Origin of the sequence: Streptomyces sp. NPDC001373 (assembly GCF_042895815.1) — a bacterium.
Classification (GTDB): Bacteria; Actinomycetota; Actinomycetes; order Streptomycetales; family Streptomycetaceae; genus Streptomyces.
The window spans coordinates 73,480-94,391 of sequence record NZ_JBIAWQ010000014.1; the positions used below are offsets into that span (position 1 = coordinate 73,480).

A 20,912-nucleotide genomic window follows, 5' to 3' on the forward strand; every position below is an offset into this window, starting at 1 on the left:
CTCCGCCTGTCGGTCCGCCCAGGAACCAGGCACCCGTCCGCGGCGCATGAGGGGCAAAGCCGCCTCTTCCCGCGGTGTCGGCACCGCCGCCGCGGCTGCCGGATGGTATGCACGGTTTCATCCGTAGATCGGGTGGATCCCTGGAGAGGCGTATGCCCCGGAGACGCACAGCACTGTTCGCTGCCGCCGGCCTGCTCGCCGCGGCGCTGGGTACGGCCGCGCCGGACCGGGCCGGCGCCACCGGGCACCGGACCGTCGACGTCGCCACCTACAACGTCTACCAAGGCGCCGACCTCGTCCCGCTCTTCAGCGCCCCCGACCTGCCGGAACTCATCCGGCGCGCCGGCGTCGCCTACGACCAGGCCGTCGCCACCGACTTCCCCGGCCGGGCCCGGTCGATCTCCCGCCTGCTCAGGAAGGACCGGCCCGCGGTCATCGGCCTGCAGGAAGTCGCCCTGTGGAAGACCGGCCCGCGGGGCGGCGAGCTCACCACGGCCTACGATTTCCTGGCCGTCCTGCTGGAGGCGCTGCGCGCCGAGGGGCTGCACTACCGGGCGGCCGCGGTCGACACCACGTTCAGCGGGACCCTGCCGATCAGCACCACCCGGCAGGCGAGCGTCACGGACCGGGACGTGATCCTGGTGCGCGACGACCTGCCGACGGCGGACGCCCAGTCGCACCTCTACGCGACGCAGCTGGTCGTCCCCACACCGTCCGGCATCACGTTCACCATCCCCCGGGGCTGGTCCTCCGTGGACGTGCGGCTCGCGGACGGGCCGGTGCGGGTGGCGACCACGCACCTGGAACCCTCGGCGGTGCCAGTCCGTAAGGCTCAGGCCCGGGAGCTGCACACCGCCCTGGCCCGTTCGCCCCACCCCGTCGTCGCGGTCGGCGACTTCAATTCCCCGCCCGTCGACGCGACCGGGCCGTACGGCATTTTCACGGGCGGCGGTTACGTCGACGCCTGGCATGCCGTCCACCCGGTGAAGAACGGCTTCACCGCGGCCCAGGACCCCGGTCTGACCAACGTCCCGTCCGCGCTGAGCCGCCGTATCGACCACGTCTTCTCCCGTGCGGGCCGGCTGACGGCGGTACGCGCCGAGGTCATCGGCGACCGGCTGCGCGACCGCACCCCCGGCGGCCTGTGGCCGTCCGACCACGCCGGCCTGGTGGTGCGGCTGCGCACCGTCCGCCGGTAGCAACGCCCGCCGGTGCAGGTCGTCCGGCGGGTCGGGGGCGGGGCTCTGGCAGGTCCGGGGTGAACCATGATTTATGCTTCAGAGCGGCCACTGGGCGGCGGCTCGTCGCCCGATACGGCAACTGCGGAACGGTCAGTCCGACCGGTCGGGGAGAGCGACCTGCATCGGGGCCTTGGTCCGAACGGGGACCACATGACGCTGATCATGAAGATCCTGGGGAATCGAGGGGCCGCCGACAGGCGCCCCAGTGGTACGGGCGCCCAGCCCATCCGCCACGCGCAACAGAAGACCCCCAGGGAGAAGTGAGGTATGCCAGTGATCTGCGTCGGAGGCATGATCGGCATCGGCAAGACGACCGTGGCCGAGCTGATCGCCAAGGAGTTGGGGAGCGAGGTCTTCTACGAGAGCGTGGAGGACAATCCGATCCTTCCGCTCTTCTACACGGCGAGCCCCGAGGAGATCCAGGCCAAGCGCTACCCCTTCCTCCTCCAGCTCTACTTCCTGCAGACGCGGTTCGCCTCGATCAAGGCGGCGTACAAGGAGGGCGACAACGTCCTCGACCGGTCCATATACGAGGACTGGTACTTCGCCAAGGTCAACCACGACCTGGGCCGGATCAGCTCCCTCGAGATGCAGGTGTACGAGGGTCTGCTGGACGAGATGATGCGCGAGATCGACGGCCTGCCGTACCGCAAGGCGCCCGATCTGATGGTCTACCTCAAGGCGGACTTCGAGACGGTCCTGCACCGCATCGGGCTGCGCGGCCGCGACTTCGAACAGGACGAGGGCCTCGTGGACTACTACCGGACGCTGTGGTCCGGCTACGACGACTGGGTGCACAAGCACTACTCGGCCAGCGAGGTCCTCGTGATCGACATGAACCACACGGACGTGGTGAACAACCCCGAGGACGCGGTCCGCGTGGCGCAGGAGGTCAAGGACGCCCTGGCGGCGGTCGGGCGCCCGGCCTGACGCCGGTACCCGTCCGCGGGCACCGGTGCCCGTCCGCGGACGGGGCCCTCACCCGAGGAATCCGAAGGGGTTCGAGAAGCAGGTCAGGTCGCTGACACGGACCAGGCCGAGGCCCTCGGGGTCGACCCCGGAGCCCGACAGGACCACTTCGGTGGTCCTGGTCCGTCCCCGGGCGACCCAGCCCCGGCTCCCGCCCGCGCGCCAGAGCTCGAACACCACGGGCTCCCCTTCCACGGTCACGGTGACGGGTCCGGGGGCGGGCAGGTCGGCCGGGGGTTCCCCGTCGGTGTGGAAGTAGTCCTCGAATCCCCGCTGCAGGGCCTCCTCCGCCTCCGGATTGCCGGGGGAGACGCTGCTGACCGTGACGTGAGCGACCTCGGGGTCGAAGTGCGGGGAGCCGAACCACAGGTGCACGTGGGCGTCGCCGCCGACACGGTTGTGGCCGTGCCCCGTGACCTGCCGTGACTGCGGCCAGTCGGCCTCGACCCCGAAGGCGGTGAAGCCTTCGGGCGCGCCGGGTATGCCCTGCTCGTTCATGGGATCTCCCTGGTTCTCCGACGGGGTTCCGCCGCGAGGGCGGCGAGGGTGGCGGCGGACCGCTCCCGGGCGCCACGGTAAGGCACATGACCGTCCGCCAGGTTCGCCGCGGTGGCGGCGGCCGCCGCCCACCCGGCGTGAGGCACGCGCGCATGGCTCCGATCGCAGGAGCCGGCACCGGTACCCGCAGTCCACGGTGCGCGGTCAGCGGTCAGCGGTCGGCCTCCGAGCCCCTCAGGTGCTGCCGGTCCCGGTCGGTGACCGCGTCGAGCGGGCCGGCGGCGCGGAGCACCACGTCCAGGACGCGGTCCGGTTCGGCGGCGTAACAGTGGGCGAACCAGGCCATGTTGGCCTCGACCACCGCCCAGCCGCCGTCGGCGAGCCGGCCGACGTCCAGGCACACCGCACTGGGCAGTCCGCCGGCCGTGGCCTCGAGGACCGTACGGCCGAAGGCACGGCTTCCCGTGTCCAGCGGAGCCGGCTCGAGGCGTCCGTGGACGGCGTAGCGGCTGCCGGTGACGGCCTCGCCGTCGAGGACGAACAGCCGGTACTCGGCGGTGAATTCGACCACGGAGCTCACCAGGACGGGTGTGGCCCCGTCGAGCCCGGCAGGGAGACCGCTCCCGTCCGTGTGGACGGCGGCGGGCAGCAGGTCGAGTTTGGCCGAGGGCGGCTTCACGAAGACCCGCTCCCGCAGCGTCCGGGCCTCGGCGAGGGTGGTGAGCCGCACGGAGCGCCGAAGGAGCGGGCCCGGTACGCGCGTCAGCCAGTCGTCGGCCGGTTCGAGCAGCCCGAGGCCCAGCGGACCGGCGACGCGGGCGGCCGCACGCGGGCCTCCGTACCAGTGGGCACGGCGCCCCTCGGCCTGCGCAGCGCGGTCGGCCACCTCGTGTCCGCGCCAGGCGGCCGCGCGGGCAAGCAGTTCGGCGGTCGAGGTACGGGGAGCGGGCAGGAGGAGTACGGGCGGGGTACGGGCGTCCATTCCGGCGAGCCTACGGGGCCCGGTGACGCCGCCCCCACGCGGGATCCGGCCGTACGGGCGGGGCGGCTGCGCGGAGGGTGGGCTCCCCGCGCTGCTCACGGTCCTGGACGGACGCCCCACCCACCGCGCCGAGGGCGCGCGGCGCCGTGCCCCGCCGTCAGGCGGTCAGCGTCCGAGCGCGGCGCGGACCGTCAGTCCGTGGCGGAGGCGCAGGCGGCGCATCTCCCACCAGGACAGGGCTGTGACGGTGACGGGCGCGCCCAGGACGAAGGCCGCCCGGACGCCCGCCGGGACCTGGGAGTAGGCGCCCGTGACGACGTCCAGCAGGGCCATCTCCCATACCAGGATGCCGGCGAGGACCGGCGGCACCACCTCGTGGATGTCGGCGGTACGGAAGACGTGGACGAGAGAGAGGCCGATGCCGTAGAGGGCGAAGCAGACCGCCCACACGAACAGCACCCCGATGGCGATCTTCCCGGGCGTGCCGACGGCGTCGCGCAGCCCCGCCAGTTCCGGGGCCATCGCGAGCGCCGAGGTGCCCATGGACGCCATGACGGCCAGGACCGCGCCGAGCGGGCGCACGGCCCGCCGTAGGTAGACGCGCCGCAGTCCGCCCCGCGCGGCGGCGACGAAGGCGCCGACCACCACGGGGAAGGTGCAGACCAGGACCAGGACGCTGGACCAGCTCTGATCGAGGCGCTCGTCCGCCACGGCCTTGACGTCGCCGACGCTCACGACCGCCTTGTAGGTGAGCGTCAGCCCTACCCAGGCGGCCAGGCCCAGCACGGTCCGCCACATCTGGAGCCGGCGGACCCGGGGATCGTCCACGATCCCGGAACGCGAGGGCCGGAAGGCCCGTTGGGCGGCGTAGAGCGGATTGCGCATCCCGCGCAGGATCTTCCGGCCCCGGGAGGGCTCGACGGGCGGCGGCCCGGCCGGCGGCGCGTACGTGGGGTACACCGGGTACGGGGGGTACCGGTATCCCTGCGGCGGAACCGGTCCCGCGGAGAAGTTCCCCTGCGGCGGGTACGGGTACCCCTGCGGGGGCGGCTGGGCGGGCCGTCCCGCCGGCGGCCGACTGCCCGCACCGCCTGCCGGACCCCCGTGTCCGGCCTCGTATCCGCCCCCGCCGTATCCGCTCACTCCGTGCCCCCGTCCCGCCCGTCCTGCCCTGTCGACGGCACGCATCGTATGCGGAGCGCCTCGCCGGGGACGATCGGGACCCGGGCGCGCCCCTCACCCGGGCTCCGCCAACCGGGCTGGTGCCAGCGGGAATTGGGGAAACCGGCCCCTGCTACGGTGGGCCGATGACATCGATCAAGCAGTTCCAGGTCACCTTCGACTGCGCGGACCCCGAGCGCGTCGCCCGGTTCTGGTGCGAGGTGCTGGGGTACGTCGTCCCGCCTCCGCCGGAGGGGTTCGCCGACTGGGACGAATTCAACCGGTCGCTGCCGCCCGAGCGGCAGGGTTCGGCGTTCGCCTGCAACGACCCCTCGGGCGTGGGCCCGCGGCTCTTCTTCCAGCGCGTTCCCGAGGGCAAGGCCGCCAAGAACCGGGTGCACCTCGATGTGCGGGTCGCTACCGGGCTGGTGGGTGAGGAGCGGCTGGCCGCACTGGAGGCCGAATGCGCACGCCTGCTCCCGCTCGGCGCGGTGCGCGTGCGGCTGCTGCGTGCCGACGGCGTCAACGAGTCGTGTCTCGTGATGCAGGACGTCGAGGGCAACGAGTTCTGCCTCGACTGAGCCTCCCGAAAGACCTCTTCCCCGCCGGGCCGGGCCCCGGCTCCCGACCGGACGGCCCCGGGTGTCCGCCGGTCCGGCGGGGCGACCGTCGCATCAGCCCCGTGCGGCTGCCGCGGCCTCCAGGAAGCTCCAGCCGTCGACCCTCGTCTCCCGTGCCTCCCCCGGCTCCCACCCACGGGCGAGGGCCGCGTCGAGCAGGCAGCGTACGGTGCCGGGTTCGTGGAGGTTCAGGGCGCCGACACCGACGGCTCCCACCTCCCCCGACCCCGCGGTGAAGCCGGAGACGTACCGCCCGGGGCCCTCGTCGAACACGAGGCGCAACAGGCCTCCGCGGCCCGGCGGACGGGAGCGCAGCGTGAGGGTCTTGCGGCAGCCGCCGCCCTCCAGCACACGGTGCCCGTGCCGGACCGTCCACAGGTAGGCCCGCCCGTTGGCGACGAGGAGACGGGGCTTCTTCGGCGAACGCGGCATACCGCCGAGCCTACGCCGCCCGGGCACGGGCCCCGGGTCCGGGCGGCTTCGGATCGAGCGGTGGGGCGCCGGCCGTGGGCCGCGTCGTCCTACCGTGGGGGCATGCCGGACGAGACGTACGAAGTGGCCGGGTGGACGACGGGGTCGACATACCGGTCCCCGCCGAGGGCGAGGTCTGGGTGGTCGGGGCGGTGGTCCTCGGTGCCGACGGGAGGGCCTTCGCCCAGCGGCGCGGCCCCCGGCGGCGGCTGTTCCCCGACTGCTGGGACGTCGTCGACGGCCACGTCGAGCCCGGTGAGGGCCTGATCGACGCCCTCGCCCGGGAGGTCGGGGAGGAGACCGGATGGCGCCTGTGCCGAGTACGGCGCCTGTTGGGGATCTCGGCCTGGACCGGAGACGACGGAGCCGGTACGCGCCGGGAGGCCGACTACCTCGTCGAGGTCGAGGGCGGCGACCTGGACCACCCCGCGCTGGAGTGGTCCAAGCACACCGCCTACGACTGGTTCGGCCCCGGCGACCTCCCCCGGCTCAAGGAGAACCGCGCCCCGGGCGAGTACCTCGTCCACGACCTGATCGCGCGGGCCCTGCGCGACCGCCGGGACGAGCCGTAGGGGCGCCTGGGGGCGTCGCCGGGGCGTCAGAACGCGAAGAGCGGGTTGCCGTTCAGGATCGCGGACATCACGCATGCGTTGGCGAAGGAGTGCTTCCACGCGACGCGGTCGCCCTGCCAGACGCCGTCCGCCGTGACCGTGACGGGGTCGAAGCGCTTCGTGCACGGACGGCCGCGGTCCGGCGCGGCCAGCAGGCGGTCGAACCGGCCTTCGGTGTCGTTCATGGCGTCGCAAGCGGCCCGGGGGGCGGGGTGCGTGCCTTCGGCGGAGTAGGCGCAGCTGAGGACGGCCGCCCGCAGGACGGTGCCCGGGGTGGTGCCGTCGCCCTGGGTGATGGTGAAGACCATGGCGGACGGGCCGGACGGGCTCGCCGCCTCGGCCCGTGCCACGCCCGCGGTTCCCGCGAGGCAGAGGAGTGCGGCGGCGGAGACTGCGGCCAGGCGCTGACACATGATCAGTTTCCTTTCGAATCACAGGCGTTCTGCGGCGCCACAGCGTGCGTGTAGCGCTCGGGCAGGGCCGAGCCTTCCAGATCCGAAGGTCCGTCGCACATGGACGATCGGCTTACGGACACCCGGTTCGCATATCGGAGACCGGAGCGGATGCGTCCGGCTCCTCCGTGTGATGTCCGCAGGTCCGCGCCGCGCGGCGCCACGGCGCTGCGCCCGCCCCGGCGCGCCCGCTGCCGCCGTCCGCCCTGGTGGCGGCCGCGGCGGTCCGGGCCCCGCGGCCGTCCAGGGTGACCGGATCGGTGCGGTGGCGCGCCCCGGCCGGCCGCGGTCCCGGCCGGGACGGTACGGAACGGGCCCGCGCCTCAGGGGCGGACCGGGGGATCGTCCGTACGGTCGGACGGTCCCCGCGCGCCGTCGTCCGCGGGCGCGCGGAGTCCGGCGATGATCTCGGTGCCGAGTGCGTACGCCGGCACGCCCGCGGTGATGAGCGCGGTCTCGGCGACGCCGACGAGGTCGGCGATCGCCGCTCCGGCGTGCAGCGCGCCCCGGGCGTGGATCCGGGCGGGATGGGCCCGGCCGAGGGCCAGCAGCTGCCCGAAGTGGACCAGCTGCTGCACCCGCGCGCCCAGCGGACTGTCCGTCAGGACGATGTGGCGCAGCTCCGCGAGGGCCTCCTCCGTCGGCAGCCGGCCGTACTCCTGGGCCAGGCCCAGCCGCTCCTCCACTCCCCCGGGAACGGCCCCGAGAGTCGAGCGGTACCGGTCGCGTACGGCCTCCGCGCGGGAGGCGGGGGTGGTCGCCGTCACGACGCGACCTGCGCGATCGCGGCGCGCACGGCCTCCTGGGCACCCGGGGGAAAGTCCACGGCCCCGCCGATCGCCGCGGCGGCGATCTCGGCCTCGGCGCTCTCCTCGATCGCCACCACGAGGTGGGCGGCGGCCGCCGGATCCGGGCCGAACACGAGGAGGCCGTGGTTGGCCAGCAGCACCGCGGCCGTCGTCGGGCGCCGTTCCAGCACCTCGGCGATGCCGCGCACCGACACGTCCGATCCACGGGGCCCCCAGGGGACCACGGGGACATCCTCGGCCTGCCCGAAGCGCAGCATCGGCTCGGTGCGGCAGGGCAGCGGCCGGTGGGCCACCGCGAAGGCGGTCGCGGCGGGCGAGTGGGTGTGGATGACGGCGCCCACGCGGGGCCGGGCCTCGTACACGGCGGTGTGCATGGCGATGATCTCGGCGCTGACGGACCGCAGTTCGCCTTCGAGGACCCGCCCGTCGAAGCCGACGGTCGCCAGCTGTTGCGGCCGCAGGCCGCGGACGTGTCCCGGCGTCAGGAGGAGCCGCTCGCCGTCCACCCGGGCGCTGAGGTTGGCGTGTCCGGAGTGGGCCATCACCCCGGCCGCGAAGAGTTGCTCCGCGGCTTCGACCAGCCGGCCGGCCAGTTCGTCCCGTACACGTGCGTCACTCATGGCGGTACCTCCACATGTGCTGTCGGCGGCGACCCGTTCGCCGCCGTCCACCTGCGGACCACTCTTCAACTTGAACTAAGGTTCAAGTCAAGCGCCGCGAGCGGCGGGGCAGGAGGGGCAGGAGGAGCACAGCGTGCGCATGACGATCGGCCGACTCTCCGAGATCACGGGAGTGCCCGCTTCGGCCATCCGGTACTGGGAGCGCCACGGCCTGCTGCCGACGCCCGAGCGGGTGAGCGGGCAGCGGCGCTACCCGCCGGAGGCCGCGGAACGGATCACGGTGCTGCGCACGTGCCAGCAGGCCGGACTGACCCTGGTGGAGATCGCCGAGTTCCAGCGGGAGCAGACGCACAGGGAGGCGATGATCCGCGCCAAGATCGGTGAGATCGAGCAGCGCATGGTCGATCTCGAACACGCCCACCAGCTCCTGACGCACGCCCTCAGGTGCGGCGAGGAGGACATCGTCCGGTGTCCGAAGTTCCGGGAGCAGATGGCCGCCTGGCGGACTCCGTATCCCGCGTCCTGAACCGTGCGGCCGGGGCGGGGCTCCCCGGGGCCGGTGCGCGCCCGGCCGGCCCCCACCGCCCGGTGGGCGGCGGGGGCGGCGTCGCCGGCCTGCCGGAGGCCGGTCGGACGGGTTACTTCTTGATCTGGTTGAGGCAGAGCACGAACTGCTTGCCCGACCTGCGCCGGGAACCCCGGCTCTGCTCGTAGTAGCCCATGTCGGACTTGCCCTGGCAGCGGTTCGTGTCCAGCGTGCCGGGTATCACCTCGACCACCTTGTACGTGGCCCCGGCGGACCCGCAGTCCACCACCTGGAGGTCCAGGCTCGCGGCCGTGGTCCCGTTGTTCTTCAGGCAGTTGCCGACCTCGGCGTGGTCGGCGTCGTCCTGGCTCAGGAAGTACCCCACCGCGCAGGCGATGAGGACGAGCACGATGCCGATGCCCTTGAGGATCTTCATGATGCCGGGGCCGCCGCTGCGGGCCGGCGGGGGCGGCGGGGGCGCCGACCACTGCTGCGGGTGCGGCGGCTGCGCCTGCATCGGCGGCTGGTTCGGGTACATCTGCTGCTGCGGCGCCCCACCGTACGGCGGCTGGGCCTGCGGCGGCGGGTACGCGTACCCCGGCTGAGGCGGGTAGCCCTGCGGCGGCGGTGCGTACGGGCCGGGCTGGCCGTAGGGGCCGGGGCCCTGCTGCGGCGGATAGGTCATGCGGGATTCCCTCGTTGGTCAGGCATTTACGTCGAATTGACGTGGGCACGCTATAGCAATCGCCCACGATCGCTTCAATCCGTTCGCCGGCGCGGGCCCGCCGTCCCCGCCGCCGCGGCCCGGACGCCCTTCCCTCAGGCGGCCTTGGACCGCCGGGCGACGAGCTTGCCCAGCTCCCACGCCAGAAGGAGCACGACGGCGGCCAGCAGCGCCCAGCCGAACTGCCGCGCCCTGATGTCGGTCGTCCCCAGCAGGCGGCGGAAGCCGTCCAGCTGGGTGACCATCACGGCGAGCACGAACTGGGTCAGGGCCACCCGGTTCATCTGCTTGCTGTCGAACGTGGAGGTCGTCAGCACGGACTCCGTCTCGGTGCGGCATTCGAAGGCGGCCACGATCAGGCACAGCGAGAAGGCCGTGAACGCGGTCGACTGGCCGACGGCGGTGCTGCCCCAGTGGTTCTCGCCGAGCTTGATCAGCGCGAGCAGCAGGACGGTGATCGCCAGCCCGCCCAGCCCGACGGTGACGAAGACGGAACCCGTGAGGACCGGCTCCCCGCGCGGGCGGGGTCTGCGCCGCATGAGTCCGGGGCTCTCCCGGTCGAAGCCGAGCGCGAAGCCGAACGAGGCGTTGACGACGAAGTGGATCCACAGGACCTGCGGCGGGGTGAAGGGCTCACCGGCGGCGATGTTGAAGACGGTGGCCCCCAGGAAGGTCAGCACGAACGTGACCAGCAGGAGCAGGACGAACCGGATGTACTTGGTGAGGTTGTCGTAGATCGTCCGGCCCTGCTCGACGGCGTAGACGATGGTGGCGAAGTTGTCGTCCGAAAGGATCATGCGGCCGGCGTTCTTCGCCACGTCCGTGCCGCTGCCCATGGCGATGCCGATGTCCGCCGCCTTGATGGCCGGTGCGTCGTTGACGCCGTCCCCGGTCATCGCGACGATCTCGCCCTTCTTCTTGAGGGTGTTCGCGAGCAGCACCTTGTGCTCCGGGGCGACCCGGCCCACCACCCCGATCCCCTCGATGCGGGCGAGCTGCTCCTCCTCGCTCATGGCCGCGAAGTCGGCGCCGAGGACGGCCTCGCCGGGGATGCCGATCTGCCGGGCGATCGCCGCCCCGGTGGTGACGTCGTCACCGGTCACCAGGCGGACGCGGATGTGCGCCGCCTGCGCGTCGGCCACGGCGGCCTTCGCCTCCTCGCGCGGCGGGTCGACCATGCCGACGAGGCTGGTCATCCGCAGGTCGGTGACGTACCCGAGCAGGTCGCCCTCCGGATCGAACCCGTCCGGGTCCAGGTCGCGGCTGGCCGCGGCCATCACCCGGCGCCCCTCGCCGCCCATCCGCTCGCTCGCCGCCTCCGCGCGGCGCTGGAGTTCGCCGTCCCAGGGGATCGTCTCGCCCGCGGCGAGGGCGCTGGTCGCCCGCGCCATCACGGCCGGGCCCGCGCCCTTGACGAAGCAGCGCACGACCTGCCGCCCCGAGGCGTCGGTCGCCGAGTGGAAGGTGGCCATCAGCTTGTACTCGGGGTCGAACGGGAGGGTGGCGAGCCGGGGAAGCGCCTCGCGGGTGGCGTCGGTGTCCAGGCCGGCCTTGTGGGCGAGGACCAGCAGCGCGCCCTCGGTGGGGTCGCCCACCACCTCGCCGCCGACCAGCTTGGCGTCGCTGGCCACCACGTAGGGCAGGATCGCGTCCTCGATGCCCGCGGCGGACCCGGCGGCGTGATGGACCTTCCCCTCCAGTCCGTAGCCCGTGCCCGACACGGTGTACCGGTCGGTTGGGCTCAGCACCTCCACGGCCGTCATCTGGTTCATCGTCAGGGTGCCGGTCTTGTCGGAGTTGATCGCCGACGTGAACGCCAGGGTCTCCACCGACGGTAGTTCCTTGACGATGGCGTTGCGCTTGGCCAGCTTCAGGCTTCCGACGGACAGGATCGCCTGGGTGACGGTCGGCAGGGCCTCGGGGATGGCCGCGATCGCCAGCGAGACCGCGCTGACGAACAGGGCGTCCCAGGCCTGGCCCCGCTGGCGCCCCAGGGCGAACATCACGACCATGGTGAGGCCTGCCGCCCCGATGATCCACAGGGTCAGCCGGTCGAGTTCCCTGGTGAGCGGCGGTACTTCCCTCTCGGTGGCCGACAGCATGCCGGAGATCTTGCCGAGTTCGGTGTCGGCGCCGGTCGCGGTGACGACCATGAGGCCGCTGCCGTGCGTCACCGGGGTGTTCATGAACGCCGTGTTGGTCCGGTCGCCCGGCGCCGGCCGGCTGCCCTCCAGCGCGCCCGTCTCCTTCGCGGCGGGGACGCTCTCGCCGGTGAGCGCCGACTCGTCGATCTGCAGAGCGCTGGCCTCGACCAGGCGTCCGTCGGCCGGCACCTGGTCCCCGGCGGAGATGAGCACGACATCGCCGTCGACGAGCTGTTCCGCGGGGATCTCGGCTTCCGTACCGTCCCTGCGGACCCGTGCCGTCGCCTTCATCATCGACTTCAGCGCGTTCATGGCGCTCTCGGCCTTGCCCTCCTGGCGCAGGCCCACAACCGCGTTCAGCAGGGTCAGCACGAACAGCAGGATCGCGGTGGTCCACTCCTGGATGAGCAGCGAGACGACCGCGGCGGCCACGAGGACGATCTGCATGTAGCTGCGGTACTGGGCCAGGAAGCGGCGCCAGGCCGGCGCGCGCGCCTCCTCGGGCAGCGCGTTCGGGCCGTTCGCGGCCAGGAGTGCGGCGGCCCGGGCCGCGGACAGGCCGGCCGCGGGATCGACACCGAACGCCGCCGCGACCTCCTCGGGAGAGCGCGTGTACCAGCCGTCACCGGCAGCCCGGGGCGGTTCCGCCACGGAATCCGACCGCACCGTCATGTTGTGCCTTCCGTTCCGGGGCCGCGGACGCATCCGGGGCCGGACACCCTAGCCGTGCTTCCTCCGCTTCTTCCGCTTCCCGCGCTTCTTCCCGCCGTGCGGTCCCGCCTGTTCCGACGACGGGTGCCGGGCCGCGTACGGATCGGACGGGGCTCCGGCGGGGGCCTCCTGCTCCAGGCCCCGCTTGGCGACGAGGAGGTCCTTGCGCACCTCCGGCGACACGTCGGGGTACTGGGGGTCGATCTCCATCAGGGTGTGCGCGAGGACCGCCGCCGCGCAGATCCGCGCGAACCACTTCCGGTCGGCCGGTACGACGTACCACGGCGCCCACCGCGTGCTGGTGGCGGAGAGCATCTCGGAGAACGCCTTCTGGTAGTCGTCCCACCGGCTCCGCTCGCGGACGTCGGCGGCGGAGAACTTCCAGTTCTTCTCCGGCAGGTCGATCCGCTTCAGGAAGCGGATGCGCTGCTCCTCCTTGGACAGGTTCAGGAAGACCTTCACCACTTTGAACCCGTTGTCCGTGAGGTGGCGCTCCCAGCGGTTGATCTCCCGGTAGCGGCGGTCCCAGATGTCGTCTCCGACGCCCCGTCCGGGCCCGTGCTCCGGAAGGTGCTGCCGCAGGAGGAACTCCGGGTGGACCCGTACGACGAGGACCTCCTCGTAGTGCGAACGGTTGAAGATCGCGATCTCGCCGCGTGCGGGCAGCCTCTGGGCGTAGCGCCACAGGTAGTCGTGGTCGAGCTCCTCCGCTGACGGCACCTTGAAGCTGCTGACACGGACGCCCTGGGGGTTGACCCCGCTCATGACGTGGCGGATCGTCCCGTCCTTGCCGCCGGCGTCGAGGGCCTGGAGGCAGAGCACGACGCCGTACGTGTCCTGGGCGGCCAGCCGAGTCTGGTACTCGGCGAGCAGCGACACCCCGATCCGCAGCAGTTCGACGCCTTCGCGCTTCTTCATGCCGCTCTTGTAGCGGGGGTCGAAGTCCCGCTCCAGGTCCACCCTGGACCCGGGCTCCACCCGCAGCGGCTCGACGAACTCCGCGATGCGCTCGGCTCTCCCGTCCGACATGGCCTGTCACCCCTTTCGTGGCCATTCTGGGGTCGCCCCGCCAAGATCGCCTTCCGGGCTTCCGCCGGGCCCGGCTCACCCCGCAGCGGGGGATCGCCCTTCCCGTCCCGCACCGGGCTCGTCGTCCCAGTCGGGCAGCGTGGCGGTGCCCGCGAGCCAGTCCCGTCGCAGGGCCGCGTAGCCGACCGCGTCGCACACCCGGCCGTCCGCCGCCGGCCAGGCGTCGCGGTAGTGGGCCTCCTTCACGTAGCCGCTGCGCCGGAGGGCGCGGCGCATCGCGGTGTTGTCCTGCCGCGTGGTGGCCTCGATCCGGCGGACCTCGGGGAACTCGGTGAACACGTGGCCCGTGAGCCAGGCCAGGGCCTCACGGCCGAGGCCCCGCCCCCGGTGCTGCGAGCGGATCCGCAGGTCGAACAGCGGTGTGTCCTCGCGCAGGTCCGTCAGGCGGACGAGTCCGGCCCGCTCGCCGGCCCGTGTGATCCAGAAGGCACGGTTGTCCGGGCCGTCGTAGCGGCCGTCCTCGACCCACTGGCGGGCCTGGGACCGGGTCACGACGTCCGCGACGTGGAACGGCCAGGTGTCGCCGGAGAGGAAGTCGACCAGGTGTTCCGCGTGGGTCGGGTGCGTCGGCTCGACGCGTACGTATGTGGTGTCCACGGACGCACTCTAGGGTCGGATGCAGCGGCCCGAACATCGGTTTACGGGTCGGGGGAGGACGCCCTGACCCGGTCTCGGAGCGCCGTCACCGTCCGGTCTTTGCCGGGTCGGCGCAGGCCACCGGGGCCGACGGCGCCTGCGGGGCGGCCGGGGCGTCCTGCGGGGTGCCACGGGTCCACGGGAGTGCTCCCGCCAGCAGGGCGGCGGCACCCAGCACCCTGAGCAACGGCCCCGGGGGAAGGGCCGCAGCCGGCCCGCCCCGGCGCCGAGCACCACCGCGACGGCGCGGGCGCCGCTGTCCGCGAGCCGGGCAGTCAGCAGTGCGAGGCGGCGAATCCGCGCGCCGTCCAGCTTGCAGAATTTCCTTGGGAGTTGGCCGATGGCCCTGACCCCGGGTCAGGGCTGCTGCGGCCTGTTCCGGTCGATGTACTCGTTCGCCTTCTCCTGCCCCATGTCGACCTTGTCGGAGTACTTGCTCCCCGTCCGCTCGTCGATCATGTCTCCGCCGCGGTCCACGGCTTCTTTGGCCTTGTCGGGGTGCTGGCCGAGCAGTCCCTTGAGCTTGTCGACGATCGACATCGTGTCCTCCTTAGGCGGCTCTTGCCCTCCCAGCCTCCTCCTCCTTCCGGCGCACCGCATCCGCGCCCGTCAGTCGACACGGACTCCGATGACGCAGGTGTCGTCGTCGGTGTCGGACCAGCTCTCGGTGAGCAGCCCGTCGAGCCGGCCGTCCAGGTCGTCGGCCCCCGAGGTCACCGTGTCCAGCAGGTGGGCCAGGGAGTCCTGTACGGAGGCGTCCCGGCGTTCGACCAGACCGTCCGTGAACATCAGCAGGGTGTCCCCCGGTTCGAGCGCGACCTCCTGCTCGGCGTAGGTGACGTCGGGCAGTGCGCCGAGGAGCAGGCCCTCGATCAGGGGGAGGGCCTCGGCGCCGTCCTTGCGGACGAGCACGGGCGGCAGGTGGCCGGCCCGCGCCCAGCGCATGACGCGGGTGCGGGGGTCGTAGAGCCCGCAGACGGCCGTCGCGGTGACCTGCTTGGTCAGGTGGTGGGTGACCGTGTTGAGCCAGGACATCAGCTGGCCGGGGCCCGCGCCGGTGACGGCGAGGCCGCGCAGGGCATTGCGCAGGACGACCATTCCGGTGGCCGCCTCGATGCCGTGGCCGGCGACGTCGCCGACGGAGAGCATGATCAGACCGGAGGGCAGCACCAGGGTGTCGTACCAGTCTCCGCCGACCAGGGACTCCGTCTCCGCGGGGCGGTAGCGGACCGCCACGCGCAGTCCCGGCGCCTCGACGTGGTGCTCCGGGGGCATGATGGCGTGCTGGAGCTGGAGGGCGAGGCGGTTGCGTTCCGCCGATTCGGCCTCGGTGAGGGCGAGTTGGTCGCGGGTCGCGGCGAGGGCCACCTCGGTCCAGTGCTGAGCGGAGATGTCCTGGCAGGCGCCGCGGACGCCGTGCAGCCGCTGGGCGGAGTCGAGGACGGGCTCGGCGACGACCCGGATGTGGCGCAGGATCCCGTCGGAGCGCCGCAGGCGCAGGTTGACGGAGGCGGGGCGCCGGTAGCGTAGTACGGCCCGCAGGAAGCGTCCGAGGGCCGCGGCGTCGTCCGGGTGGGCGTGGGCGGGCAGGTCCCGCAGGGGCACCGGGGGCGCGGTGCCCGGCAGCCCGTGGAGGGCGTAGAGCTCGGAGTTCCAGGTGATCCCGCCGGTGGCGAGGTTCTCCTCGAACCCGCCGATGCGGCCCAGGCGCTGGGCGTGTTGGAGGAGGTTGGCGAGCCGGGCGGTCTCGTCCTCGATCCGCCAGATCAGCAGGACGGCGGCGCCGTGCCGGCTGACGCTGATGTCCGCGACCGAGGTCAGCGGGATCTGGTCGACGAGCGAGGTCAGGCTCACGCGTTCGGCACGGAACGGCTCGCCGGTGGCGTGCACCCGCTCGACGATGTCGAAGAGGCCGCTGTCGCCCGCGGCCGTGGGGTAGGCCTCCAGGAGCAGCGCGCCGTTGACGTCGGCACGCGCCCGGCCCACGGGGTCGGCGAAGCGGCTGTTGACGTGGCGGATGCGGAAGTCCGCCAGCCGGCCGCCCGGATCGAGTACGGGGGTCAGGATGACGGTGGGGTCGTGCAGCCCCTCGGCGAGGTCGACGAGCTCCGAGACGTCGGGGAGGAGCCCCTCCGGTGCGGCGGCGGGCGGGGGTGCCGTGTCCAGCGTGTGAGCGCACAGCTCGGCCAGCGCCTCGACCTGGCGGTGGACTGGCGGCGGCAGCGGCGCCAGGGGGTGCGGCCAGATCACCTCGAGCACGCCGTGCACCCGGCCTCCCGTCCCCGCCGGTACGGCCATCCGGCCGCCGCGCGGCCATTGCAGGTGCCCGACGGAGGGCAGGCCCTCGCGTTCCGGGTCGGAGAGGGTGACGGCGGCGCGCTCGCGCAGGGCGAGGCGGGGGACGGTGGCGACGCCCGGGGGAACGTGGCGCCAGCGCGAGGCCTCCTCGGCGGGGAAGCCGGCGTGGCCGGCGAGGGCCAGCGAGCCGTCGGGGGCGGCGGCCCACACGGCCACGGCGACCGCCCCCAGCGGTGTCAGGGCGTTGGCCAGCAGCGACTCGGCCACGGCCTGGGTGTCGGCGGCGGCGAGGGCCCCGCTCTCGGCGGTGCGCAGGCGTACGCCCACGGTGGCGGCCCGGGGAGCCGGCTGCGCCGTCGCGGTGCGTTCGACGAACTCGGCCGCGATCTCGCTGACCTGGTCGCGGGCCGCCTGGTTGACGATGTCGGCGGCGAGTTCGAGGGGGGAGAGCCCGGCCTCGCGGCAGAGTTCGTCGAGCTGGCGGGCCGCGGCGGCGGGGGTGCAGTCCAGCCGCCCCATGAGGATGCCCTTGGCCAGTTCGACCAGGGCCCGGCCGTCGGCGGCCGCGTGCGCCTCCCGGACTTCCCGGCGCAGGCGCTCGACCGTGGCGACGAGCCGGCCCAGGGGGGTGGGCGTCTGCCGGGGGCCGGAGGGCGGCGGCCGGTCGCCGGGCACCGCCCCGTCCGTCCGTTCCCCGGGGCGGGAGGTGTCGGAGGGAGTCACCGTGGGGCCGGCCCCCCGTACGGAGGGCGGCGGCCGGTCGCCGGGCACCGCCCCGTCCGTCCGTTCCCCGGGGCGGGAGGTGTCGGAGGGAGTCACCGTGGGGCCGGCCCCTCGTGGAGGCTGCCGGGAGCGGTCAGCCAGTGGCGGACCCGGTCCATGAGGTCGTCGGCGTCCACGGGCTTGGTGACGTAGTCGCTCGCCCCGGCGGCGAGGCTCTTCTCCCGGTCGCCGGGCATCGCCTTGGCCGTGACCGCGATGATGGGCAGCCCGGCGTGCACGGGCATGCGGCGGATCTCCTCCGTGGCGGCGTAGCCGTCGAGCTCGGGCATCATCACGTCCATCAGGATGAGGTCGATGCCGGGGTTGCGCGTGAGGGTCTCGATGCCCTTGCGGCCGTCCTCGGCGTGGAGCACGCGGATGCCGTGCAGTTCGAGGATCCCGCTGAGGGCGTACAGGTTGCGCGCGTCGTCGTCGACGACGAGGACGGTGCGTCCGGCGAGGTCCCCGTCGGGGCCGTCGGGGGTCCGGGGGGTCCGCTCGGCCCGCGCCCGCCCGTCCACGGGTGCGGCCGCCTCCCCGGGCCGGTCGGCGGACAGGTGCAGCACGATGCGTTCGCGCAGCTCGTCCAGGCTGCTCAGCAGCTCCACGCGACGGGACGCGGCGCGCTCCCGCAGGGCCCGTTCGCGGTCGGTGTCGAGGCGGGGGTTGTCATGGGCCAGGACCGGCAGCGAGCCGAAGGCCGGGTCCCCGTCCAGCGCGTCGAGGAACCTCATGGCCTCGCCGCCCGCCATGCCGAGTTCGAGGACGACGCAGTGGAACGGCCCGGACGCCAGGGCCGCGGCGGCCTCGCGGGAGCTGGTGGCGCCCACCACCTGGACGCCCGTCTCCTCCCCGGCCCCCACCCCGGCCCGGCGCGGTACGAGATCGCGCTCGGCGCTCTCGGCGACGAGGGAGAGCAGGCCGTTCGGTCGTTCCTCGATCACGAGGAGGCGACGGTCCTGCCGCGGCCTCTCTCCGGTGGTCCCGGGCCCGCTCCCCCGCCGCGGCTCGGGGAGTTCAAACGCGGCGGCACGGGCCGCCGCGGGAAGGGGTCCGGAACGCTCCTCGAAGTCCGCGTGGTGGACGGGGAGGTGAAGGGTGAAGGTGCTGCCCTGGCCGGGGGTGCTCTCGGCGGTCACGGCCCCGCCCAACAGCTGGGCGATCTCACGGGTGATGGAGAGTCCGAGGCCGGTGCCCCCGTACTTGCGGCTGGTGGTGCCGTCGGCCTGCTGGAAGGCGCCGAACACGGACTCAAGCTGCTGCTCGGGGATGCCGATGCCGGTGTCGCGGACGCGGAAGGCCATCATGCTGCCGCGGTGGAGCAGCCCGGCAGGGACCTCGGCGTCGGAGGCCCGCTCGATGCGCAGCTCGACCCCGCCGCGCTCGGTGAACTTGACGGCGTTCGAGAGCAGGTTGCGCAGGATCTGGCGGAGCCTGGACTCGTCGGTGAGGAGGTCGGCGGGCGCGTCGGGGGCGGTGGTGACGGTGAAGTCGAGGCTCTTCTGGGTGGTCATGGGCCGGAAGGTGGCCTCGACGTAGTCCAGCAGCTGGTGCAGGTCGACCCGTTCGGGGTGGATGTCCATCTTGCCCGCCTCGACCTTGGAGAGGTCGAGGATGTCGTTGATCAGCTGGAGGAGGTCGGAGCCGGCCGAGTGGATGATGCCCGCGTACTCGACCTGCTTCGGGGTGAGATTGCGGGTGGGGTTCTGTGCCAGGAGCTGGGCGAGGATGAGCAGGCTGTTGAGCGGCGTGCGCAGCTCGTGGCTCATGTTCGCGAGGAACTCCGACTTGTACGTGGAGGCCAGCGACAACTGCTGGGCGCGGGCCTCCAGTTCCTGCCGGGCCTGTTCGATCTGCAGGTTCTTGGCCTCGATGTCGCGGTTCTGGCTGGCCAGCAGGGCCGCCTTCTCCTCCAGTTCGGCGTTGGATCGCTGCAACTCCGACTGCTGGGCCTGGAGTTCGGCAGACCGGGCCTGGAGTTCGGCGGTCAGGCGCTGGGACTCGCCGAGGAGTTCGTCGGTGCGCGCGTTGGCGACGATGGTGTTGACGTTGACGCCGACCGTCTCCATCAACTGGCCGAGGAAGTCGCGGTGTACGGGGGTGAAGGCCGAGAAAGAGGCGAGTTCGATCACCCCGAGGACCTGGTCGTCGACGACGATCGGCAGGATCATCAGGCTGCCGGGCGTGGTGCGGCCGAGTCCGGAGGAGATGACGTAGTCGGCGGGGACCTGGTCACTGGCGATGGTGCGGCGGCTGCGGGCGGCCTGTCCGACGAGGGATTCGCCGAGGGCGAAGCGTTCGGCGACCCCGTCGCGGGCGGGGCGGCCGTAGGAGCCGACGAGGCTGAGCATCGTGCCCTGGGGGGTGTCCTCCGCGAGGTAGAAGGCGCCGTACTGGGCGGCGACCAGCGGGGTCAGCTCCTCCATGACGAGTTCGGCGACGACCGCGAGGTCGCGGTGGCCCTGCATCAGGCCGGAGATCCGGGCCAGGTTGGACTTGAGCCAGTCCTGTTCCTGGTTGGCCCGGGTGGTCTCGCGCAGGGAGCCGACCATGGAGTTGATGTTGTCCTTGAGGTCGCCCATCTCGCCCGGGGCCTCCACGGTGATGGAGCGGGTGAGGTCGCCCTCGGCGACCGCGCTGGTGACGGCGGCGATGGCGCGTACCTGGCGGGTCAGGTTTCCGGCGAGCTCGTTGACGTTCTCGGTGAGCCGCTTCCAGGTGCCGGACACGCCTTCGACCTCGGCCTGGCCTCCGAGGCGGCCCTCGCTGCCGACCTCGCGGGCCACGCGGGTGACCTCGGCGGCGAAGGAGGAGAGCTGGTCGACCATCGTGTTGATCGTGGTCTTCAGCTCCAGGATCTCCCCGCGCGCGTCCACGTCGATCTTCTGCGAGAGGTCGCCGCGGGCGACGGCGGTGGCGACCTGGGCGATGGAGCGGACCTGGCCCGTCAGGTTCGACGCCATGACGTTGACGTTGTCGGTGAGGTCCTTCCAGGTCCCGGACACCCCGCGGACGGTGGCCTGGCCTCCCAGGTTCCCCTCGGTGCCGACCTCGCGGGCCACGCGCGTCACCTCGTCGGCGAACGCCGAGAGCTGGTCGACCATCGTGTTGATCGTGGTCTTCAGCTCCAGGATCTCCCCCCGCGCGGTGACGGTGATCTTCTGGGAGAGGTCGCCCTTGGCGACGGCGGTGGCGACCTGGGCGATGTTGCGGACCTGGTCCGTGAGGTTTCCGGCCATGAAATTGACCGAATCCGTGAGGTCCAGCCAGGCTCCGCCGACCCCGGGGACGTCCGCCTGGCCCCCCAGGGTCCCCTCCGTGCCGACCTCGCGGGCCACCCTCGTCACCTCGGACGTGAACAGCGACAGCTGGTTGGCCATCCCGTTGAAGACCGTGGCGATCTCCCCGAGGAGCCCGTCCGCCGCGTCGGGCAGCCGCGTACGGAAATCCCCGTCGCGCACGGCCGTCAGCCCCGCCAGCAGCAGGCGCAGCTCCGACTCGGTGATGCCGCCCCCGCCCCCTTCCACCGGGGCTCCGCCCGCCGCAGCCGCGCCGGTCCGCTCAGCCATCGCCAACCTCACTCTCGCC

19 protein-coding genes are annotated in these 20,912 nt (G+C 72.9%); 5 read left to right on the top strand and 14 right to left on the bottom strand.

From position 1 onward, the window contains the following. Positions 1–152: 152 nt before the first annotated feature. Both ACFY15_RS27245 and ACFY15_RS27250 read left to right on the top strand, forming a co-directional pair. Positions 153–1,199 (top strand): endonuclease/exonuclease/phosphatase family protein, encoded by a 1,047-nt coding sequence (locus ACFY15_RS27245; RefSeq protein WP_390826200.1) that lies wholly within the window; start codon positions 153–155, stop codon positions 1,197–1,199. Positions 1,200–1,508: 309 nt separating this feature from the next. Beyond that, positions 1,509–2,171 (top strand): deoxynucleoside kinase, encoded by a 663-nt coding sequence (locus ACFY15_RS27250; protein ID WP_390689814.1) that lies wholly within the window; start codon positions 1,509–1,511, stop codon positions 2,169–2,171. A 48-nt stretch (positions 2,172–2,219) separates the two neighbouring features. On the opposite strand, the gene ACFY15_RS27255 is transcribed toward ACFY15_RS27250, so the two are convergent. The 3 genes from ACFY15_RS27255 to ACFY15_RS27265 form a co-directional block, all read right to left on the bottom strand. Further along, positions 2,220–2,708 (bottom strand): hypothetical protein, encoded by a 489-nt coding sequence (locus tag ACFY15_RS27255; RefSeq protein WP_390826201.1) that lies wholly within the window; start codon positions 2,706–2,708, stop codon positions 2,220–2,222. 211 nt (positions 2,709–2,919) lie between these two features. After that, positions 2,920–3,690, bottom strand: coding sequence for an ATP-grasp domain-containing protein (locus ACFY15_RS27260; RefSeq protein WP_390826202.1), 771 nt, complete (start codon positions 3,688–3,690; stop codon positions 2,920–2,922). 165 nt (positions 3,691–3,855) lie between these two features. Beyond that, entirely contained in the window at positions 3,856–4,575 is a 720-nt protein-coding gene (locus ACFY15_RS27265; protein WP_390826203.1) for a hypothetical protein, read from the bottom strand. Between the two features lie 422 nt (positions 4,576–4,997). Between ACFY15_RS27265 and ACFY15_RS27270 the strand changes: the two genes are divergently transcribed. Then, positions 4,998–5,432, top strand: coding sequence for a VOC family protein (locus tag ACFY15_RS27270; RefSeq protein WP_390826204.1), 435 nt, complete (start codon positions 4,998–5,000; stop codon positions 5,430–5,432). A gap of 93 nt (positions 5,433–5,525) precedes the next feature. Here ACFY15_RS27270 and ACFY15_RS27275 read toward each other — a convergent pair whose 3' ends face one another. Continuing rightward, entirely contained in the window at positions 5,526–5,903 is a 378-nt protein-coding gene (locus tag ACFY15_RS27275; RefSeq protein ID WP_390826205.1) for a hypothetical protein, read from the bottom strand. A 131-nt stretch (positions 5,904–6,034) separates the two neighbouring features. Between ACFY15_RS27275 and ACFY15_RS27280 the strand changes: the two genes are divergently transcribed. Continuing rightward, the gene (locus ACFY15_RS27280) at positions 6,035–6,514 is read left to right on the top strand and encodes an NUDIX hydrolase (protein ID WP_390826206.1); all 480 of its coding nucleotides are present in this window, start codon (positions 6,035–6,037) and stop codon (positions 6,512–6,514) included. A 26-nt stretch (positions 6,515–6,540) separates the two neighbouring features. Here the strand turns inward: ACFY15_RS27280 and ACFY15_RS27285 are convergent, their stop codons facing one another. The 3 genes from ACFY15_RS27285 to ACFY15_RS27295 all read right to left on the bottom strand — a co-directional run bounded on the left by ACFY15_RS27285 (position 6,541) and on the right by ACFY15_RS27295 (position 8,434). Next, the gene (locus ACFY15_RS27285; RefSeq protein ID WP_390826207.1) at positions 6,541–6,966 is read right to left on the bottom strand and encodes a subtilase-type protease inhibitor; all 426 of its coding nucleotides are present in this window, start codon (positions 6,964–6,966) and stop codon (positions 6,541–6,543) included. Positions 6,967–7,328: 362 nt separating this feature from the next. Then, on the bottom strand, positions 7,329–7,772 hold the full coding sequence (locus ACFY15_RS27290; protein WP_390826208.1) for a carboxymuconolactone decarboxylase family protein: 444 nt from the start codon (positions 7,770–7,772) through the stop codon (positions 7,329–7,331). Then, positions 7,769–8,434, bottom strand: coding sequence for a class II aldolase/adducin family protein (locus ACFY15_RS27295; RefSeq protein ID WP_390689822.1), 666 nt, complete (start codon positions 8,432–8,434; stop codon positions 7,769–7,771). Before ACFY15_RS27295 ends, ACFY15_RS27290 begins: the two co-directional genes overlap by 4 nt. A 139-nt stretch (positions 8,435–8,573) precedes the next feature. On the opposite strand from ACFY15_RS27295, the gene ACFY15_RS27300 reads away from it, so the two are divergent. Further along, positions 8,574–8,960: a MerR family transcriptional regulator gene (locus ACFY15_RS27300; protein WP_390689823.1), complete on the top strand. Its 387-nt coding sequence runs from the start codon at positions 8,574–8,576 to the stop codon at positions 8,958–8,960. Between the two features lie 112 nt (positions 8,961–9,072). Here ACFY15_RS27300 and ACFY15_RS27305 read toward each other — a convergent pair whose 3' ends face one another. From ACFY15_RS27305 to ACFY15_RS27335, 7 genes are all read right to left on the bottom strand, one after another. Beyond that, positions 9,073–9,645, bottom strand: a complete 573-nt coding sequence (locus ACFY15_RS27305; protein ID WP_390689824.1) for a hypothetical protein — start codon at positions 9,643–9,645, stop codon at positions 9,073–9,075. A gap of 134 nt (positions 9,646–9,779) precedes the next feature. After that, complete coding sequence (locus tag ACFY15_RS27310; RefSeq protein WP_390826209.1) at positions 9,780–12,500, bottom strand: cation-translocating P-type ATPase; 2,721 nt, start codon at positions 12,498–12,500, stop codon at positions 9,780–9,782. 48 nt (positions 12,501–12,548) lie between these two features. After that, positions 12,549–13,568 carry a polyphosphate kinase 2 family protein gene (locus ACFY15_RS27315; RefSeq protein WP_390826210.1) on the bottom strand — a complete coding sequence of 340 codons (1,020 nt, stop codon included), beginning with the start codon at positions 13,566–13,568 and terminating at the stop codon, positions 12,549–12,551. 75 nt (positions 13,569–13,643) lie between these two features. After that, entirely contained in the window at positions 13,644–14,225 is a 582-nt protein-coding gene (locus ACFY15_RS27320; RefSeq protein WP_390826211.1) for a GNAT family N-acetyltransferase, read from the bottom strand. Positions 14,226–14,621: 396 nt separating this feature from the next. Then, the gene (locus tag ACFY15_RS27325) at positions 14,622–14,804 is read right to left on the bottom strand and encodes an antitoxin (RefSeq protein WP_390826212.1); all 183 of its coding nucleotides are present in this window, start codon (positions 14,802–14,804) and stop codon (positions 14,622–14,624) included. A gap of 69 nt (positions 14,805–14,873) precedes the next feature. Continuing rightward, positions 14,874–17,381: a SpoIIE family protein phosphatase gene (locus tag ACFY15_RS27330; RefSeq protein ID WP_390826213.1), complete on the bottom strand. Its 2,508-nt coding sequence runs from the start codon at positions 17,379–17,381 to the stop codon at positions 14,874–14,876. Then, entirely contained in the window at positions 17,378–20,893 is a 3,516-nt protein-coding gene (locus ACFY15_RS27335) for a HAMP domain-containing protein (protein WP_390826214.1), read from the bottom strand. The genes ACFY15_RS27330 and ACFY15_RS27335 overlap by 4 nt, the downstream gene beginning before the upstream one ends. Between the last annotated feature and the right edge of the window lie 19 nt (positions 20,894–20,912).

Excerpts from the sequence above, each read along its gene's own strand:
- ACFY15_RS27300 (WP_390689823.1), top strand. The coding sequence starts at position 8,574 with ATGACGATCGGCCGACTCTCCGAGATCACGGGAGTGCCCGCTTCGGCC.
- ACFY15_RS27315 (WP_390826210.1), bottom strand. The coding sequence starts at position 13,568 with ATGTCGGACGGGAGAGCCGAGCGCATCGCGGAGTTCGTCGAGCCGCTG.
- ACFY15_RS27285 (WP_390826207.1), bottom strand. The coding sequence starts at position 6,966 with ATGTGTCAGCGCCTGGCCGCAGTCTCCGCCGCCGCACTCCTCTGCCTC.
- ACFY15_RS27335 (WP_390826214.1), bottom strand. The coding sequence starts at position 20,893 with ATGGCTGAGCGGACCGGCGCGGCTGCGGCGGGCGGAGCCCCGGTGGAA.
- ACFY15_RS27260 (WP_390826202.1), bottom strand. The coding sequence starts at position 3,690 with ATGGACGCCCGTACCCCGCCCGTACTCCTCCTGCCCGCTCCCCGTACC.
- ACFY15_RS27295 (WP_390689822.1), bottom strand. The coding sequence starts at position 8,434 with ATGAGTGACGCACGTGTACGGGACGAACTGGCCGGCCGGCTGGTCGAA.
- ACFY15_RS27270 (WP_390826204.1), top strand. The coding sequence starts at position 4,998 with ATGACATCGATCAAGCAGTTCCAGGTCACCTTCGACTGCGCGGACCCC.
- ACFY15_RS27275 (WP_390826205.1), bottom strand. The coding sequence starts at position 5,903 with ATGCCGCGTTCGCCGAAGAAGCCCCGTCTCCTCGTCGCCAACGGGCGG.
- ACFY15_RS27310 (WP_390826209.1), bottom strand. The coding sequence starts at position 12,500 with ATGACGGTGCGGTCGGATTCCGTGGCGGAACCGCCCCGGGCTGCCGGT.
- ACFY15_RS27265 (WP_390826203.1), bottom strand. The coding sequence starts at position 4,575 with ATGCGCAATCCGCTCTACGCCGCCCAACGGGCCTTCCGGCCCTCGCGT.
- ACFY15_RS27305 (WP_390689824.1), bottom strand. The coding sequence starts at position 9,645 with ATGACCTATCCGCCGCAGCAGGGCCCCGGCCCCTACGGCCAGCCCGGC.
- ACFY15_RS27255 (WP_390826201.1), bottom strand. The coding sequence starts at position 2,708 with ATGAACGAGCAGGGCATACCCGGCGCGCCCGAAGGCTTCACCGCCTTC.
- ACFY15_RS27250 (WP_390689814.1), top strand. The coding sequence starts at position 1,509 with ATGCCAGTGATCTGCGTCGGAGGCATGATCGGCATCGGCAAGACGACC.
- ACFY15_RS27325 (WP_390826212.1), bottom strand. The coding sequence starts at position 14,804 with ATGTCGATCGTCGACAAGCTCAAGGGACTGCTCGGCCAGCACCCCGAC.
- ACFY15_RS27245 (WP_390826200.1), top strand. The coding sequence starts at position 153 with ATGCCCCGGAGACGCACAGCACTGTTCGCTGCCGCCGGCCTGCTCGCC.